Consider the following 17,825-nt stretch of genomic DNA (forward strand, 5'->3'; position numbering starts at 1 on the left):
ATTGGGATCAAGGCTTCGCTTCGGCCTTCGCCAGTAAGGCCGCAACCATCTCGCGCTGAGCGACGAGCTCCGCGTCCTTCGCTCGCTGTTGCTCGACGACGGCGACCGGCGCCTTGCTGACAAAGGCTTCATTGCCCAGCTTGCTGCGGATCGACGCCAGTTGTCGGTCGATGTCGGACAGGGACTTGCGATGGCGCGCGGCCTCGGCCTCCAGGTCGATCACGTCTTCCAGAGGCAGAATAATACGGACGTCGGATCCGACCGCAACCACGCTGCCCGGCGGCTCCTCGCTCTCGGTGACGATCGTCACCGACTCACACGGTGTGATCGCCCTGAGGAACGGTTCGCCCAGGCGGACCCGAGAGGCGACCCCTTCATTGGCGGCGACAATGATCGGGTGAATCTTCGCCGCCTTGGGGACATTGTTCTCGGCCAGCAGGTTGCGAATGACGGTGATCGGGCCTTGCCAGTTCTCGACCACGATGGCCGTGGCCTGTGCGTCGTCCCACGAGTCGGGATAGTTCGGCCAAGGGGCGATGCAAACGCTCTCGGCCGCAGGACCAGGCTCGGGGAGTCCACGGCTGGGGGCGACCTGGGCGAGCGCCTGCCAGACTTGCTCGGTCACGAACGGCATGATCGGATGGAGCAAGCGGCAGAGGCCGTCAAGGACGGCTGCCACGACCCGCTGGGCGGTGGGGCGTGACTGCGGGTCACGGAGCCGGCCCTTGGCGAACTCGAGATACCAGTCGCAGAACTCGTTCCAGGTGAAGTCGCGCAGACCCTTAGTCGCCTCGGCGAAGTGGAACGTCTCCAGGTCACGGGTGGTCGCGTCCTGGACCTCACGCAACCGGCTCAAAATCCAGCGGTCTTCGACGGGGAGCGAGCGCACGTCGACGCGCTCCGGTTCGTAGCCTTCCAAATTCAAGAGGACGAGGCGGGCGGCATTCCAGAACTTGTTCGGGAACGTTCGTCCCTGTTCGAACCGCTCCGACGTGTTGACCTGCCGGCCATCGGGCAATTTGGCCTTGTCGACCGGCATCCGCAAATCCTGGGTCTCCGTGGCCGAATAGGCGAGCGTGTACCGCAGCGCATCGGCACCGTAGAGATCGATGATGTCGACAGGGTCGATGCCGTTGCCGGCCGACTTCGACATCCGCTGCCCTTTGCCGTCCTGGATCACCGGGTGGATGAAGACGTCCTTGAACGGAACCTCATTGCGATTGAACAGGCCGAACATCACCATCCGGGCCACCCAGAGCGTGATGATGTCGCGGGCGGTCGACAGCACGTTGGTCGGATAATACTTCGCGAGTTCAGGAGTTTCCTCGGGCCATCCCAGGGTGGAATGCGGCCAGAGGGCGGAGCTGAACCAGGTGTCGAGAACGTCCGGGTCCTGGCGAAGCTCGAATTGAGGACCGAGAGCATCAGCCGGGAGGTCCGTCTCGGCGCAGATGAGCCAGCCTCCGGCCTCCGCCTTCCGCCACGAGACGTCGGTACGCCCCGCGAACGCGCGTTCGAGGTCCGCCTCCGTCGCCTCGTCGCAATGCCAGATCGGGATTCGGTGCCCCCACCAGAGCTGCCGGCTGATGCACCAATCTCGCTTTTCACCCAGCCAGTCGAGATAGCTCTTTGCATAACGCTCGGGATGGATCTTGACCCGGCCCGAGATCACAGCATCCATCGCGCTCTGGGCAAGGTCGTCCATCCGGACGAACCATTGGTCGGAAAGATAAGGTTCGATCGGAGTCTTGCTCCGATCCGAATAGTTCAGGCGAGTCGCGTAGGGTTCGGTCTTCTCGAGCAACCCTTGCGCTTCCAGGTCGGCCACCACCCGTTTGCGGACGATCCGCCGGTCGAGGCCGGCGTAGGCGCCTGCGTTCTCGTTGAACGTACCGTCGGGGTTGAGCAGGTTGATCATCGGCAGGGCGTGCCGAAGGCCGGTCTGATAGTCGTTGGGGTCGTGAGCGGGCGTCACCTTGACACAGCCGGTGCCGAACTTGGGATCGACGAGCAGGCCGTCGGCGATGATCGGGATTTCGCGACCGGTCAAGGGGAGCGAGACCGATCGACCGATCAGGTGCTGGTAGCGCGGGTCGTCGGGATGGACGGCCACCGCGGTATCGCCGAGCAAAGTTTCGGGACGGGTCGTCGCGACGTGAAGCGCCTCACCGGTCGTCGAGCCGGCCACCGGATACCTGATCGTCCAGAGCTGGCCCTTGACGTCCTCGTAGTAGATCTCGTCGTCGGCCACCGCAGTCCGGAGGTGGGCGTCCCAGTTGACCAGCCGTTTCCCCCGGTAGATCTTGTCGGCCTGGAAGAGCCGGAAGAACGTGACGCGGACGGCCCGGGCACATATTTCATCAAGCGTGAACCGGGTGCGCTCCCAGTCGCACGAACAGCCCATGAGCCGCAACTGACTCAAAATGCGTTTTTCGTATTCGTCTTTCCAGGCCCAGATTCGTTCGACCAGCGCTTCGCGGCCCAAGTCATGTCGCGTCTTCTTCTCTTCCTCGAGCAGGCGTCGCTCGACGACGGCCTGCGTGGCGATCCCCGCGTGATCGGTCCCGGGCATCCAGAGGGCGTCATACCCTTGCATCCGCTTCCAGCGAATCAAAATATCTTGCAGCGTATTATTGAGCGCATGCCCCAGGTGCAAGGCCCCGGTGACGTTGGGTGGGGGGATGACGATCGTATAAGGGGGCTTCTTGCTCGACGGATCGGCGTGGAAGTAACCCTTTTGGAGCCAGAAGTCGTACCAACGGCGCTGGGCGTCTTGCGGGTCGTATTGCTTGGGCAGGTCGGCAGTGCTCATGCGAAGTTCGGGTCCATGATGGGGAACATAAAGGCGAATGAAGGTCGGCCTGAGTGTCCACGATGGCGGTCGTGAAATCCAGTCGAAGCCCCGGCATTGTTCCACGCGGCCGTTCGAATTGACTGTCTCAGGGGCTCACCAACTGGGAGGCTCTTCGGTGTTGTGCCCCAAGGCCTGGACGAGATAACTCATCTGCCCGATGTGGTTGTTCAAGTGGGCGGTGCAGATCAAGAATAACCCGAACCGCGTCTCAATCGGCATTTGAGCGCCAGCAGGACTCATCAATCCAGAGGCATCCTGCGCCTGGATCGTTTTCACGGTCATTTCGACCGCCTCGTGAAACCGAGCCAGGATCGCCTCGGCCGGTTCGTGTCGAGGGTCGCTGAATTCTTGCGGACGATCCCGGACGTAGCCCGTACCGGCAACGATCGAGCCCACAAAATGGTTGAGGTTCCCCGTCAGGTGAAGTACAAGGTGGCCGACGCTATTGCCGAACGAGAACGGCTTGTCCCAGGTTTTCTCACGCGGCAAGCAACGAACTGCGCGCTCGACCCGAGTCGCAAGATGGCGGAAATAACGGACGAACTCGTCGTCGACGACCGTGGCCAGCGTCGGTTCTGAGGCGGAAGCGTCCATGAGGTCTCCCCGCGTGTCGAGGGTCGGATCAGGTCTGGGCAAGGGCGACACGAGAGCGAGACGACCTTGCATCCTTGGTGAGCTTGTGATCGAAGGCGTCGATCAAGGCGAGCCAGCTTGCCTCGATCACGTTCTCGGAGACGCCGACGGTCCCCCAGACCGAATCGTCGTCCTGGCTCTCGATCACGACGCGAACGCGCGCTGCGGTCCCCTCGCGGCCGTTGATCACGCGAACCTTGTAATCGAAAAGCCGCATTTCCATGAGCCGGGGATAGTGATGCTCGAGCGCTTTTCGGAGTGCCCCGTCGAGAGCATTGACCGGACCGTCCCCTTCGCTGACCGTATGCTCGATCGCATCGCCGGCTTTCAGCTTCACAGTGGCCTCGGTGACCGCCGCCCCGTCGGGGCGACCCGAAACGCTCACGTGATAACCGAGGCTGGAGAACCAGGAGGTCTCACGGCCCGCAAGTCGCTCGACCAGGAGGACGAATGACGCTTCGGCGGCCTCGAACTGGTAGCCTTCGTTTTCGAGGTCCTGTACGCGGTCGAGAACCTTGGTCAACAATGCGGAATCTTGCTCGAGGCCGTACTCTGCCAGCTTCTCGGCGATGTTCGACTTGCCCGAGAGTTCAGACACAAGGACTCTGCGCTCGTTGCCGACCAGCGCGGGGTCGATGTGCTCGTAGCTGGCCGCGTTCTTGCGGATGCCGTGGACGTGCATCCCCCCTTTGTGGGCGAACGCGCTGGTGCCGACGAACGGCTGCCCCGGCCGAAAGTTCATGTTGGCCGTTTCATGAACGTAGCGGGAAACCTCGGTGAGGTGAACCAGGCTACCGGGCAAAAGGACCTCGTAGCCCTTAAGCTTGAGCGAAAGGTTCGCCACGACGCTACAGAGGTCGACGTTGCCGCACCGTTCGCCGATTCCGTTGATCGTCCCTTGGACCTGCCTGGCCCCTTGGGCGACCGCGGCCAAGGTGTTGGCCACCGCAAGCTCGCAATCATTGTGGGTGTGAATACCGACGGGCACCTTGATATTCGCTACAACGTCGGCCACGGCCTTCGAGACCTCGTCCGGCAGGCTGCCACCGTTGGTATCACAGAGCACGAGCCAGGCTGCGCCGGCGTCTGCGGCTGCTTGGAGAGTCCGAAGCGCGTACTCCGGGTTTTTCTTGTAACCGTCGAAGAAGTGCTCGGCGTCGTAGACGACCTCGGGAGTGTGGGCCGCGCAGAAGGCGACGGAGTCGGTGATCATGCTCAGGTTCTCGGCAAGCGAGACCCCGAGAACTTCGAGCACCTGAAAATCCCAACTCTTGCCGACGATCGTCACGGCCGGCATCGCCACGCCGACGAGCGCCTTCATTCCGATATCATCCTCGGCGGCGACGTCCTTTCTGCGGGTCATCCCGAAGGCCGTAACGCGGGCGTGCTTCAGGTCGAGGTCGCGAACCGCGCGGAAGTAGGCGGCATCCTTCGGGTTGGAGAGTGGGTAACCCCCTTCAATATAGTCGACACCCAGCAAGTCGAGCTGAGTGGTAATCAAAAGCTTGTCCTGGAGCGAGAAGTTGACCCCCTCCCCCTGGCTGCCATCCCGCAACGTCGTATCGTAGATCGCAATCCGCGTCATGACCGACCCTTTTCGCCGCCCAAATGAGGAGAGAATCTCCCCCTGGTTTCGCCGTCGTTCCGCCAGGTTATGATCTTAGCAGAAAGCCCCCAACTCGCGACACCCAGACACCGCGTCCCGGCTCAGGTTCACCCAAGGACGGTCCACCCCACCCACAACCCAAGGCCCGAAGAGACTCGCAATGCGCACGATTCCGCAGTTGGTCGATTCCATCCATCAAGAAGCGCAGCGCGAACCTTTTCCGATTGACACTCCGATCTACGAAAAGGCCGGCAAGGATCCGTTGCAGCCGATCCTCTTCGCCGGCTCGCTCACAGCTCCCCCTTGTGTCTTCGGTCGCGACCTGGGCAAGGACGAGGTCGCCGCCGGCCAACCGCTGATCGGCGCGGGGGGGCGGCTTGTCCGCTCAGGAATCTATCAGGCACGCCATGGGGAGCCGCCGCCGAAGTCGGATCGCAACCTGGAGTCGGTCCTCTCCGACGTCCTCTTGACGAACACGGTCCCCTACAAACCCCCTGGCAATAAAGCGTACACAACGGCGGTCAAGGAACGCTTCCGCCCCTTCGTCGCGGAACTCCTCGCCGTCCACTGGCAAGGAAACCACGTCATCACCCTCGGGAACGAAGCCTTCCAATGGTTTCTCCCTTACACCAATCCCAGCGCATTCGAGGAGTTCTGGAATCGAGAGGATCGCTACGAAGCCGAAATCGAATGCGACCTGACCCTGCCAGGCAAAAACGAGTCGATCCACAAAGCTTTGGTCCTCTTGCCTTTACCTCACCCATCCCCGCTCAACGCGCGATGGTATAAGCGATTTCCCGAGTTGCTGGCCAAGCGACTGGAACGTCTGGCGACCCCTCCTGAGTGAAGGATTTACACGCATGGATGAGAGATGACGTGAAGTGCCGCTTGATTCTGTAAACGTAACCTGATCGGGACACTCAGGATAAGTCGAGCCCACTTCCCCTAAATAAATCGTTGAAATGAGTCCGAATTCCGATAGGCTTAGGGTTGCCGATTGCCATACTGAGCGTTAAGTTACGTTAACGATCATCCCAATCGTACGTCTTACCTGAGGGAGAACCGCCGTGCGTAAAGTCCAGATGGTGACTGACCGCGAACTGGAGATCCTGAAGATCTTGTGGGCGCGGGAGAAGGCAAGCGTACGAGAGGTCCAGGACGACCTCAACAAGTCGGCGGGGCCGGTCGCCTACAGCACCGTGCAAACGCTGCTCAACATCATGGAAGACAAGAAGGGGCTCGTCCGCCATGTTGTCGAGGGGCGTACTTTTATCTACATCCCCAAGAAATCATCGGATCGGACGATTCACGAACTAACCAAGCGGTTCGTCGACCGCGTGTTCGATGGAGCGCTCGACCGGGTGATGGTCGCTCTGCTCGATTCTCGGTCGCCGACCCCGGCGGAGTTCGACCGCCTCCGCGCCATGATTGACGAAGCGGAACGCCAGACGGCCGTGAAGGCCGAGACCGCCGAAGTGGGATCCGTTGAAGAATTCTGAAGAGCGAAGCCGGCCGCTCCCGATGCGATTCCTCCGGCCTTCCGCTCCCTCCGACCTGGACGTTCTGCTGTTGAGAGGTGCAGATCCGGCCGTCGAGAGGTTGGGGTTTACGCTTGCTTCTCGATGGCCGTGTCTCGCTGCTGACTTTGATCGGACTCCGTGTTTCTCGCGATTCGAGAGGCCAACTTCATGGCCCACTGGATCGATCGACTGGGTGAATTGCTCCTTGACTCATCCCTTGCGGCCACGGCTCTGCTGAGCTTAGTCGCCTTGGCGATGATCGGCTGCCGTCAACCCGTGCGCCGGATCTGCCTGGCTCGCGCGGCCATCCTCAGCGTTTTGGCACTGATTCCACTGGTGATTTTTGCTCCATTTCCCCGGATCTCTTTGAATCGGGTCGCGCACCAATCGGGCCTTCTCTCCCACCCGATCTTCGCCTCTCACCTTCGCCATCTTTCGAATGAGACGAAGGCTCCCACTCCCGCCCCCGGTTCGGGTCTCACGCCCTCGGCTCCGGACGCCCCCCGCCCCCTTCACATGCTGATCGGGCCACCGCCGCGTTGGTTGATCGTCGCTTATCTGGTTGGGACGGCCTCCGCCCTTGCCTGGCTGCTACTGGGACACTGGGGATTGAGTTGGCTCACATCACGTTCCGATGAGGTCACACCACTTTCGGCCGAGCTCTACAACCGCTTGCCGGTCCAGGGGCACCGGCCTCGCCTTCGGGTCAGCGCCCGGGTCCGCCGCCCCGCACTCGTGGGCTTATACCGCCAGACGATCCTGATCCCGGTGGTCCTCGACCTGCCTGAGTCTGCCGACAAGCTGCGATTGAGCCTCTTGCACGAACTGGCCCACACCGAACGAAAGGACTCTTGGTTCGGCTTAGCCAGCAGCCTCGCCCAAGCGTTCTGGTTCTTCATTCCGCCACTCTGGTGGATCCGGGCGCAGATGCGGCTCGATCAAGAGTTCATGGCCGACCGTGGAGCGGCCCGGGCCTACGGTCCATTCCAATCCTACGCAGCCAGCCTTGTGAAAATCGCCAGCGGCGAGGGCGATACGGAGTTGAAATCCACTGGAGTACCGCAACAAACCACCCCGCAAGTGACCAACACCTCGGCTCTCTTTCAGCGCGTGCTAATGCTCGTTCAATGCCCCTTCTCGCTCGAATCTCACCCCCCGCGCTGGTGGGCCTATACGCTACCAAGTCTCATCCTGCTCGGAACGATGGTCGCCTCGTGCTTGACCCTTCGGATTTCCGACCTGACCACTTCCTCCAAGCTTCCTCCCAAGGCAACCACCCCAAGAAGCCACTCCTTTCGGATGTCGCACTTGGTCGCAAATCCATCGTCGCAATCCCCGGTAGGGTTTCCCCTGGTGTATGACTTGCCCCTCCCCCTTCCCAGGTCGTTCGATCTGAGCGTGGACGTCTGGGGCGATGAAGACACGCTTCCCCTGACGAAAGTGGTGGGAATTCGACTGCACCCACCGGGATTGCGTGCCGGGTCCCCTTCGGCTCCGATGGGCTGGCATCGCGTCCAGATCCGCCGCATGGCCGACGAAATCACCGTGGACCTCGATCAACTCCCCCTCCCCACGAGCACCGACCAGGAGACGACGCCCTCGCTCACCTTCGAAAGCCCTGCGGGGTATCCGGTCCATTTCCGAAACCTTCTTCTGACCTGGTAAGAACTTCGCGACCGCGTCCCTGCCAAAACGACAGCGTCCTGATTCTCCTGCCACTTTGACCCGATCGGTCCTTCGGTTTTGGCACCCACGCTCGGCTCGGGGAGAGGGTCCAAATCCAGTCGAATCAGACCCATCAAACGCAACTTCTTCCCAGGCATTGGCTAACGTCACCCCAAATTGGCAGTCCACGGAAAAAGGGGCTTCCGGCACGTTCTCTGCAATACTTCCGGCACGTTCTCTGCAATAGTTGAAGTTATCCTCCGAACTACCCTTTCAAGGGGAGGTCACTTCGATGAGCGGACTGAACTGGCAGCGGCGTTGGGATCCGTTTCGCGACCTACAACGCGAAGTGGGGCGACTGTTTGAGAGCTTTGAGCCACTCCATTCCTGGCGGCTGAGTCGGCACGATCCGTCGATCAATCTCTACGATGGCGGAGACAAATATTTTCTTACCGCGCAGTTGCCGGGAATGGCCCCGGAAGACCTCGACCTGTCAATCACAGGGGAGGCCCTCACCCTGAGGGGGGAACGGAAGCGGCCGGAAGGGGTGGCGGACGAGAGTTACCGTCGTCAAGAGCGCCAGTTCGGGCGCTGGACTCGAACGGTCTCGCTGCCTGATCGTGTGGACAGCGGCCAGGTCACGGCCACGTTCGCTCAAGGTCTGCTCACGATCACGCTTCCGAAGGCAGAGAGTGCCAAGCCACGACAGATCCCCATCAAGGCGACCACCTGAAGCCCCCCCGGCCATCCTGGAGCCCAGCGATGAGCGTCAGCAACCACTCGATCCCGGTCGCGGTCGATCGGCCAGTCTCCCGCGACTCGGGCAACCGGCAAGCTTCCACCTCCGAATCCTTGAAGCCTCCGGCCGCCTATTTCACACCGCCGATCGATATTCACGAGAGTCCGGACGGCCTGATCCTCGAGGCCGACCTGCCGGGCGCGACCGAAAACCAGGTGAGCATTCAGCTCGAGGACAACGTCCTGAGCCTCTCTGCTCAGGTCAACACTTCAACCCCCGAAGGATCGCGGATCCTTCATCAGGAATATCAGGTTGGCGACTTCTACCGCTCGTTCATCCTGAGCGATGAGGTAGATCGGAGCCGGATCACGGCCGAGCTGCGCAACGGCGTTCTGCGATTGATCCTCCCGAAGGCCGAGCGGGTCAAGACCCATCGCATCGAGATCAAATCGTAGTCGCCTCGAATCACTCTCTCTTTGCGAGGCTCAGCCACCTTTTTTTCTTTGTACTTCGGGTCGCGGCGCCGATCCAAAGGTCGAGTGGCATGATCGCGTCGGCTCGACGGCTCTTGAAACGTCTCCAACCTTTTGCACCACTTTGAAGGAGTTCACCCATGGCACGACCGATCCCCTGGCGGCGGGAGATCTCCGCCCCGTTTCACGTCATCCAGAACGAGCTCAACCGGCTGATGGAGGAATACTGGAACCCCGCGCGATTGGGTCCATCTGAGCCGGCTCCGATGGACCTCGAACCTACCGGTTGGAGTCCCGCGGTCGACATGTTCGAGACCGTCGACGAAATCATCCTCGTCGCCGAACTCCCGGGCGTTGACCCGGCTTCGATCGACCTCTCGGTGACCGGCAATGTTCTCAGCCTGCGCGGAGTCAAGAATCCCGATGCTTCGATTGAAGGGCAGACTCCGCTCCATGAGCGGCAGTTCGGAACCTTTCACCGGCAGATCGTGCTCTCGAACCAGGTCAACTTCGACGCGGCCCAGGCTGAGGCTCGTCTCGGCGTTTTGAGGGTCAAGCTCCCCAAACAGGACGTGGCCAAACCACGAACCATCCCGGTTCAGAACGTCTAATCTCATCGAATCTCGACCAAACGCGCGGCGATGGAACTCCGCGCTTATGGTACACTAAACAGGCTCGGCACTCTTTATGTGATAAGCTGGAGCAATGTTGTCGATTACCACGACCGACCCAAGGAGCGTTTGGACGATGGAGACGCCGAAGGTCCTTTGTTACGCCGCGATGATCGTCGCCGGCCTGGTCTGTTTGATCTTTCTTCTCGACGCGGCGGCAGGCATCCTCGGACGGAATGTCCCTTTGGACATATTGTTCATCTTAGGAGGAGCCTTCATCCTCTGGCAAGGGTTTGAGACCTCACGCGAGCTTCGATGATGCAACGAAGAAGAATGCTGTGGTCTTAACCTCCTGTCTTCCGAAAAAGCAGATCATGATGGTGGGCCGCGCCCACCCTACAAGCTGAGAATCGATTCGAATTCTCTTGTAGGATAGGCACGGCCCATCATGGATTTGGCTTGAGGGTGAAGCGGAAGAGAGCAGGGCGATTGCGCCACAATACGCAATCTGCGACACTTGAGACACAGTAACTCGTGATCTCGTCAGGGCTGAACACGCCGAGCGTTTTGCCCAGCCTTCTCGGGATCGACCTCTCGTGGCCAATGATCTCTACGCTTTCATCGAAGATCACTTCGCGACTTTGACTGACCCACACCGACGTAAGCTCGTCTACCCGCTCACCAACATCCTGACCAGCGCCCTCTGTCCAGTCATCTCGGGGGGCGACGATTTCGTCTCGATCGCCGAATGGGGACGCCAGAAACGGGCATGCCTGGTCAGATTCCTCCAGTTGATCAACGGCATCCCCTCTCATGACCCATTCAATGCTATCTTCAGGGACATCAAGCCCGCCGAGTTCGAGCGTTGCCTGCTCAGTGGGGTCACCTCACTTCACGAGGTGACCGCCGGGCAGGTCGTCGCCATCGACGGCAAGACCCTCCGCCAGAACTACGACAAGGCCAATGCCAAGTCGGCCATCCATAGGGTCAGCGCCTGCGCCACTGCCAATCACGTCAGCCGGGGGCAAGTCGTCGTCGATGCCAAGAGCAACGAGATCACCGCAATCCCCAAGTTGCTGGAGATCCTGGACGTGTCGGGCTGTCTGGTGACCATCGACGCCATGGGGGAGCAGACCGAGATCGCCGAGAAGATCGTCGCGGGGGGCGCCGACTACGTGCTGGCGGTGAAGGGAAATCAGCCCACCCTATTCGTGAGCCACATGGACGATGACTTCGCCCGGGTGAAGGCGAGCCGACATGAATCGGACGATAAAGGCCATGGTCGCACGGAGCACCGGAGTTACTACGTCTGCGACGTGCCCGACGACCTGACCGATCGGGTCCGCTGGAAAGGCTTGAAGCAGATCGGGGTGGCGATCAGTGAGACGATGCGGGGTAGCAAGTCGTGCGATGAAGTGCGCGACTCTATCCTGAGTAAGAAGATGAGCGCCAAGCAGTTTGGTGCGGCAATGCGCGGGCACTGGGGGATCGAGAATTCGCTGCACTGGCAACTCGACGTCACCTTCGGCGAGGACGCCTGCCGCGTCCGCCTGGGCCTGGCCGACGCCAACCTCAGCGTCGTCCGCCGGGCCGCTCTCGGCCTGCTCAAGAACGAGACCTCCGAGAAGATCGGCGTGAAGAACAAACGCCTCGCCGCCGCATGCAATACACGCTATATGGAGAAAGTGCTCACCGGATCCTGACTTATGGTGCAATCGCCCTGGTTTGTCCAGGCCCTCGAAGTACACCAGCCGGATCTTCGCCGTGTGTTTGGCGTCGACCGGATGGTTCGGCGTACCAACTAACAGCGCCGGTCGCGAGTAACCCGGAGCAAGCGGTTCCAGATGGGCCTCGCAATCGAACCCCTCTTCGCTGTATTCGTCGCCAGCCTGACTCTTGATCAATCCCACGTCGAGCCGCGTGTCCTTGTCGATCGCGAAGGTCAATATGCCCGCCACGTTGATTGCCCGGATCGCCTCGTCGCTTGCGATGTCGTATCGGACCGTGTGTCCTTCGCGAACGAGTACACGAGCGCCCGCGCCGGGCCCGCGCCCTTCTTCCCATATCGCCGCAGCCGACCACGGCCCAGAGCGAGCAGAACGAATCACCGCAGTGGTACGGGGACGGGACTCGCCGCTGGCATCTTGAATGCCGCCCATGCCGTACACCATTGCCGATCGACTTTGCTGTTCGCGTAGCCCTGGTAGGTCCATAAGAGATCACGATCCGAAGGATCAATGCATGTGGTGCTATAGTTGCTGAAGTTCATCCCAGGCATGCCGGAGTACCGAAACGCAGTGGTCCCTTTGACTGCGACTACCGGCGGCTGCATCGAGCCTGCGGGATCGCCAGCGGCGTGCATCATGACGCAGACAGACGGGTAATCCTTAGCTGACGTGCGAGTGCAGCCGATGCCGATGTTTCCTCGACTGTCCACGGCGATCGACGGATAGAGATAGTCACAGTCCGGGCTATCGACAAAGCCCTCCTGCAGTAACGCGCCGTCCTCGATCCGCACTTCGTACCACAGAATTCCGGGGCGCGAGTCGGCCGTGCGCTGTGCTCCGTTGCAACTGAATACACTCCCGCCGTGCACGAAGGCGCAGTTGTTCCGTCGCCCCCCAGCCTGCAAGAGTTTGACGCCCTCATCGGGCTGAACCCCCTCCATCCTCGGCACGGCATACTCGCGACTCAGACGAATGGTCTGGGCCTTGGAGATATCGGCGCGAATTCCGGTCCACGTTATACGATACAGATACAGTTCAGAGCACGTCGGCGCGCCGAACGCATTATTGATCAGGACCGCCGGCGTCTCAGGTTTTTGATCCGCCCCAACATGGACAGCCGGAAACGCGGCATAGATCAGCTTGCCAACGATCCGCCCGCGCGCCAGTGAGGGTCCGTCACTGGCGATCACGTCGGCCTTCGGGATCACATACATATCCAGCGCTTCGCGCGGATTCTCCGAGCCATTTGCGCACGAGATGTATACGCCGTTGCGATCGACGCCGATTTTCAGGCCGGGGTCGACGCGCGGCAGCGGGAGCGAAACTCCCTTCCAGGGCTGCAACGGATCAGCGGATGTGGAGACGGCCAGGTACGATTCTCCCGTCCCGGTTCCCGCAATGGTGGCAAACCAGCGTTCCGACAACGGGTCGTAAACCATCCATGGATCATTGGCATGCGGACTCGGATCAAGCGACTTGGCCGGCTGCACTTGTCGCCAGAATTCGAGCTGCGACTGATGCCGCAGGGACTTGCCCGTCGTCTTGTCACGGACCGTGAAGCCCATGATGGTGAAGTCGACGAGGTGTTTTGGCCCGACCGCCCCCATCACGTTGGCGGCTGGCTTGAAGCCCGGTCCTTTGTCGCCTTCGATGACGGAGACGACTTGGATATTCGCTTCCGCCGCGAAGGCAATTCGCCCGACTGTTGAACCGGCGAGGGCCACGAGTGTCATGAATAGGGTCAACAGACGATGCATTGCTGCCGTTCCTTTCCGGATAGTGACTACTCGCCGCTACTTGTCCGACAGAACTGCGCCGGGATGAAGGGTCAGATCGATGAAGAGTTCGGAGCGATAGCCCGAGACTTGGTTACGGTAAATCACATGCTTGCCGGCGTTCGGCTTCTCGGGTGAGGCCACATAGATTCCATGCGCACCCGCGCCATTAATTGTATTATCAGTGATCGTCGATCCGTCGATACGCGAGCTGGCGATCATGATTGCGGTTCCCGTCCCCATCGAGATCATGTTGTCCTTGATCGTTAGCCGTTGCGGTGGCGGACCTTCAGCGCGCACGCCGAGCGCGGGGCCTTTCACATTCAGCGTATTGCCTGTGAAGCTCGTATCAGCGGCCACGAGATGGATCGTGTTGTTGCCGTCCCCCTGGTAGTTGAACGTGTTGTCGTCGATGGCGATGTTGCCGACGTAGCGCTCGTATCCGGGGCCAACGCAGTCCACCAGCAGGCTGCCCCAGCCGTCGCCGGCTGGGATGTTGTCGGACGTCACCGTGTTCCCGCTGAAGACGATGTCCTTGCCTCCGATCATGAGTCCAACGCTGGTGCGCTCGTTGGGATGAAGCTTGAACGTGTTGCTTGTAAACTGAATGTCTGCGGCGTACTCCCCCATGCCGCCTTGAACGATCTCAAACGCGTTGCTATCCCAAACGCCATGGCGGCTGTTGCGCTGGGGCATCTCCATGACTGCGTAACCAGGCCCCACCGAGGTAAAGACGTTCCTCGCAAAGCGGAATCCATTCAACGTATTCATGTTGTAGTCGACCACATTCTTGCCCCCGATCGACGTGTCGTTGATGAAGCGGCAGTCCTCGGCGGTAAAACCGAAGGTCTCTGTGACGGTCAGAGGCTCCGACCCTTCGACGATCAAATTCTTGACCGCCACGTTCGTGGTCGCGATTTTTGTGACGTTGGCGATCGAAGGTGTTTTGAATGAACGCGTCAGAGGCTCTTTGAGTTGCAGTTCGCCAGTGGTGGCGTTGACCACAGTGATCCGCCCGGTTTCCGTCGGAATGACATCGCCCTTCGTCGTCTCGTAGATTGCGACGTAGTCTCCGGGGAGAAACTTCGACGACTCGGAAGCCATCTTGAGCGCGACCTTTGACGTGGACGCCTGCGTCACCTGCAGCTCGAAGAACCCTCCGTTGTAGTCACGATTCTGAAAGCGAATGATCTCATGGTCGGCGCCAAAGGCGAGCATCGTGTTGCGCACACCCTCCGCACCTTCAGGGAGAGGTTGCCGTCCCTCTGGACCTTGCAGCAGCTTCGCTCCCGTCTCTCCCAAGAGCGTGACGTTGGAATCGATGATCAGATTGTGAAAAGCCCACGGATGGCTGCTTGGGTACGCAGAGTTGAGGAGATACGTACTCTTGGGAAAATTGACCGTGCCGCCACCTTCGTTCTTGGTTGCGGCGTTGATCGCGGATTGGATGGCGGGGATGTCGTCCGCAACTCCATCACCCTTGGCTCCGAAGTCTTTGACATTGAAGCTCTCTGGCCGCTTCGTATGGGCTTGGCGAGATGCCGCGGTGGCCTGCCCCACGTCTGTTGCTTGCCCTGCAGAGGTGCATAGCACTCCAATCAATGCGAGCAAAGTGCTCCGAAACAGCAGCAAGTTCAGTCGCAGATGTTTAGTAGGCATGGTTAGAGCGTGTTATGAACTCCACTCAAATAGCGGAGCAGCCTTTCGGAGCATCAACAAGCTAAATGCGACGTAGTGCAACCCGGCGAGCGTCTCGGAGAGCCGCTCGTAATCCTTCGCCAACCGGCGGAATCGCGCCGCCCAACCGAACGAACGTTCCACGACCCAGCGGCGCGGAAGCAGCACGAACCCGCGCTTCGCATCGTCCAGCTTCACAACTTCGAGGATGATCCCCTGGTGGGCCGCCGCATCGAATGCCTCCTCGCCGGTGTAACCTTGGTCGACATAGGCCAGTTCGACCGACTCGCCCGTCGCCTCTTGGACGGCTTTGGCCAGCGTGTCGACCTGGGCCCGCTCTTGCTCGTTGGCTGGGGTCACGTGCAGCGCCAGCAGATGTCCGAGCGTATCCACGGCCATGTGGACCTTGGCACCCCTTGCGACGCTTGTACCCGTCGTAGCCTGCACGGCCACCACTCTCGGGGGTCGACTGGATGGTTCGTCCGTCGAAGATGACGGCCGTCGGCTCGGGTTCTCTCTTGTCAGCGAAGCGGAGCACGGCTCGAAGGTCGTGGACAATGGCCTCGAAACAGCCAGCGGCAAGCCAACGGCGGGTCTGCTGATCGACCATCTCCCAAGGAGGGAAGTCGGCGGGCAGGTAACGCCATGGTGCTCCGCTTCGGACGAGCCAACGCAAGGCGTCGAAGACGTCGCGGAGGCTGTGGACTCGCTGGCCGGCATCTTCAGGGAGCAGGCAAATATCAGGGAGAACGAACTCCCATTCGGCATCGGTGACGTCGCTGGGGTAGGGTTGGTGCGTGGTCATTCCCTAAACTACGTTCGCCACTGAACTACAGTCCACAACACGCTCTAAGAACGAGATGACTTATGGTGCAATCGCCCTGCGGAAGTGAGTCGGCCGCATCCGCCCAGGTCGTGGGCAAGTTTATGGCTGCGCCGAAGTGTTCGTCCGTTCGGTGGCGACCGCTTCAACAATCGCATCGACAAGTCCACCCCAAGTGTAGACCTTCGCCTCGGCAGCAACGTTCCACCCAAGCCGCCTGGCGGTCTCCGAGGTTACCGGGCTGAGGCTGGCGAGACGAATCTCACGGCCGACCCGGCTTCGAGCAGACTCGGTCAACAGGGAATGCAGCCGTTCGGTAATCGCGGAGCTGGTCAACGTGATCCAATCGAGCGAACCTTGCTCGATCCTTGCCGCCACGGCGGTTGGCAAGGCGTCGGCATCGGTATTGCGATAGACGGCAACCTGCTCGACGTCGGCGATCTTCTCGAGTTCATCCTTAAGCACGGTCCGACCTCGATCGGCCCGAGCGAGCAAGACTCGGCCCCCCCCGACAACAGGCCCGAGCGCCTCCGCCAGGTCCTCCGACCGGAACGAGCGAGGGACCAGGTCGGCCTTGAGATGAAATCGCCCGAGCGCTCCGGCCGTTGCCGGGCCGATCGCGGCCAGTTTCAGGTGCCCCAGGGCGCGAACGTCACGACCGAGGACGTTTAAGCGCTCAAGGAACCCCTCCACCCCGTTCGCGGACGTGAACACGAGCCAGCGAAACTCGGCCAGGCGGCCGATCGTGCGATCGAGTTCCTCGTACGACTCAAGTGGCTGGATCTCCACGGTCGGCGCAATCAGGACCTCAGCCCCGTAGGACTCCAGGATCGCCGACGATGACTCGGCTTCACCAACCGGACGGGTCACGACGATGCGTTGGCCGAAGAGCGGAAGGTTCTCGAACCAGCGCAGAGCGGGCCGCCGGCTGACCACGTCTCCGACGACCAGGAGCGCGGGAGGTCCGAGCCCTTCCTCCGCGACGCGCCTGTGGAGGTCGGCAAGCGTCCCGCTCACGGTGCGTTGCCGTGGCAAGGTGCCGGCCTCAACAAGTGCGGCGGGGGTCGTCGCCGGCTTGCCGAGACGGACCAGGGTCTTGCAAATGCTCTCGAGCCGGGTCACCCCCATGTAGATCACCAGGGTGCCCGGGAACGAAGCCAAAGCGGCCCAGTCGAGCCGACCATGGGACGCCGACGCGTCGGGGTCGTTGTGGCCGGTGACGAAGGCGACCGCCGATGAGGCGTCGCGATGGGTGACCGGGACCCCGGCATAGGCCGTGACTCCGACGGCCGCCGTCACTCCCGGCACGACCTGAAACGCCACGCCCGAGTCGCGTAGATACTCCGCTTCCTCGGCCCCGCGACCGAAGACGTAGGGGTCGCCCCCCTTGAGCCGAACCACCGTACGCCCTGCCTTCGCGTGCTCAACGAGGAGTTCGTTGATCGCTCCTTGCGGCATGGTGTTATGACCGATCGACTTCCCCGCGCAGATCAGGAGTGCGGTCTTCGGAGCCAGGTCCAGAAGTCGAGAGCTGGCCAGGTGATCGTAGACGACCACCTCGGCCACTTTGAGCAAGGCTTCGCCGCGCCGGGTCAATAGGCCCGGGTCACCAGGCCCGGCACCAACCAGGTAAACGATCCCACGGTTCACAGCCATCCCGCTCTCATTCCAAATAATCAGAGTCGAACCGAGCAAACCAGTCAGGCTCGGTTCGACAGACGA

14 protein-coding genes and 2 pseudogenes are annotated in these 17,825 nt (G+C 61.0%); 8 read left to right on the top strand and 8 right to left on the bottom strand.

What is annotated here, in order from left to right; translation table 11 throughout:
• Positions 1 to 7 precede the first annotated feature (7 nt).
• The 3 genes from SINAC_RS29685 to cimA all read right to left on the bottom strand — a co-directional run bounded on the left by SINAC_RS29685 (position 8) and on the right by cimA (position 5,072).
• The gene (locus SINAC_RS29685; protein ID WP_015249253.1) at positions 8 to 2,812 is read right to left on the bottom strand and encodes a valine--tRNA ligase; all 2,805 of its coding nucleotides are present in this window, start codon (positions 2,810 to 2,812) and stop codon (positions 8 to 10) included.
• A 135-nt stretch (positions 2,813 to 2,947) separates the two neighbouring features.
• Entirely contained in the window at positions 2,948 to 3,448 is a 501-nt protein-coding gene (locus tag SINAC_RS29690) for a DinB family protein (protein WP_015249254.1), read from the bottom strand.
• A gap of 28 nt (positions 3,449 to 3,476) precedes the next feature.
• Positions 3,477 to 5,072, bottom strand: coding sequence for a citramalate synthase (cimA, locus tag SINAC_RS29695; RefSeq protein ID WP_015249255.1), 1,596 nt, complete (start codon positions 5,070 to 5,072; stop codon positions 3,477 to 3,479).
• 181 nt (positions 5,073 to 5,253) lie between these two features.
• Between cimA and SINAC_RS29700 the strand changes: the two genes are divergently transcribed.
• The 8 genes from SINAC_RS29700 (at position 5,254) to SINAC_RS29735 (ending at position 11,804) form a co-directional block, all read left to right on the top strand.
• Complete coding sequence (locus SINAC_RS29700) at positions 5,254 to 5,940, top strand: uracil-DNA glycosylase family protein (protein WP_015249256.1); 687 nt, start codon at positions 5,254 to 5,256, stop codon at positions 5,938 to 5,940.
• A 220-nt stretch (positions 5,941 to 6,160) separates the two neighbouring features.
• Complete coding sequence (locus SINAC_RS29705; RefSeq protein WP_015249257.1) at positions 6,161 to 6,592, top strand: BlaI/MecI/CopY family transcriptional regulator; 432 nt, start codon at positions 6,161 to 6,163, stop codon at positions 6,590 to 6,592.
• Positions 6,593 to 6,781: 189 nt separating this feature from the next.
• Complete coding sequence (locus SINAC_RS29710; protein WP_015249258.1) at positions 6,782 to 8,278, top strand: M56 family metallopeptidase; 1,497 nt, start codon at positions 6,782 to 6,784, stop codon at positions 8,276 to 8,278.
• Between the two features lie 292 nt (positions 8,279 to 8,570).
• Positions 8,571 to 9,011: an Hsp20/alpha crystallin family protein gene (locus tag SINAC_RS29715; RefSeq protein ID WP_015249259.1), complete on the top strand. Its 441-nt coding sequence runs from the start codon at positions 8,571 to 8,573 to the stop codon at positions 9,009 to 9,011.
• Between the two features lie 29 nt (positions 9,012 to 9,040).
• Complete coding sequence (locus SINAC_RS29720; RefSeq protein WP_015249260.1) at positions 9,041 to 9,472, top strand: Hsp20/alpha crystallin family protein; 432 nt, start codon at positions 9,041 to 9,043, stop codon at positions 9,470 to 9,472.
• 158 nt (positions 9,473 to 9,630) lie between these two features.
• Positions 9,631 to 10,101, top strand: coding sequence for an Hsp20/alpha crystallin family protein (locus SINAC_RS29725; RefSeq protein ID WP_015249261.1), 471 nt, complete (start codon positions 9,631 to 9,633; stop codon positions 10,099 to 10,101).
• 136 nt (positions 10,102 to 10,237) lie between these two features.
• A complete protein-coding gene (locus SINAC_RS29730) occupies positions 10,238 to 10,420 on the top strand; it encodes a hypothetical protein (RefSeq protein WP_015249262.1) in 183 nt (60 codons plus the stop codon).
• Positions 10,421 to 10,697: 277 nt separating this feature from the next.
• Positions 10,698 to 11,804: an ISAs1 family transposase gene (locus SINAC_RS29735; RefSeq protein ID WP_015249263.1), complete on the top strand. Its 1,107-nt coding sequence runs from the start codon at positions 10,698 to 10,700 to the stop codon at positions 11,802 to 11,804.
• A gap of 54 nt (positions 11,805 to 11,858) precedes the next feature.
• On the opposite strand, the pseudogene SINAC_RS42035 reads toward SINAC_RS29735, so the two are convergent.
• The 5 genes and pseudogenes from SINAC_RS42035 to cobA form a co-directional block, all read right to left on the bottom strand.
• A pseudogene (locus SINAC_RS42035) lies at positions 11,859 to 12,314 on the bottom strand (G8 domain-containing protein); the annotation flags it as partial.
• Positions 12,206 to 13,585, bottom strand: coding sequence for a hypothetical protein (locus tag SINAC_RS29740; RefSeq protein ID WP_015249264.1), 1,380 nt, complete (start codon positions 13,583 to 13,585; stop codon positions 12,206 to 12,208). The gene SINAC_RS29740 and the pseudogene SINAC_RS42035, both read right to left, overlap by 109 nt.
• Before the next feature lie 36 nt (positions 13,586 to 13,621).
• Positions 13,622 to 15,163, bottom strand: a complete 1,542-nt coding sequence (locus tag SINAC_RS29745) for a glycosyl hydrolase family 28-related protein (protein ID WP_020466977.1) — start codon at positions 15,161 to 15,163, stop codon at positions 13,622 to 13,624.
• Positions 15,164 to 15,274: 111 nt separating this feature from the next.
• Positions 15,275 to 16,085, bottom strand: a pseudogene (locus tag SINAC_RS29750) (IS5 family transposase).
• A 120-nt stretch (positions 16,086 to 16,205) separates the two neighbouring features.
• On the bottom strand, positions 16,206 to 17,759 hold the full coding sequence (cobA, locus tag SINAC_RS29755) for a uroporphyrinogen-III C-methyltransferase (protein WP_015249266.1): 1,554 nt from the start codon (positions 17,757 to 17,759) through the stop codon (positions 16,206 to 16,208).
• Positions 17,760 to 17,825: the final 66 nt, after the last annotated feature.

The organism is Singulisphaera acidiphila DSM 18658 (assembly GCF_000242455.2).
Lineage (GTDB): Bacteria > Planctomycetota > Planctomycetia > Isosphaerales > Isosphaeraceae > Singulisphaera > Singulisphaera acidiphila.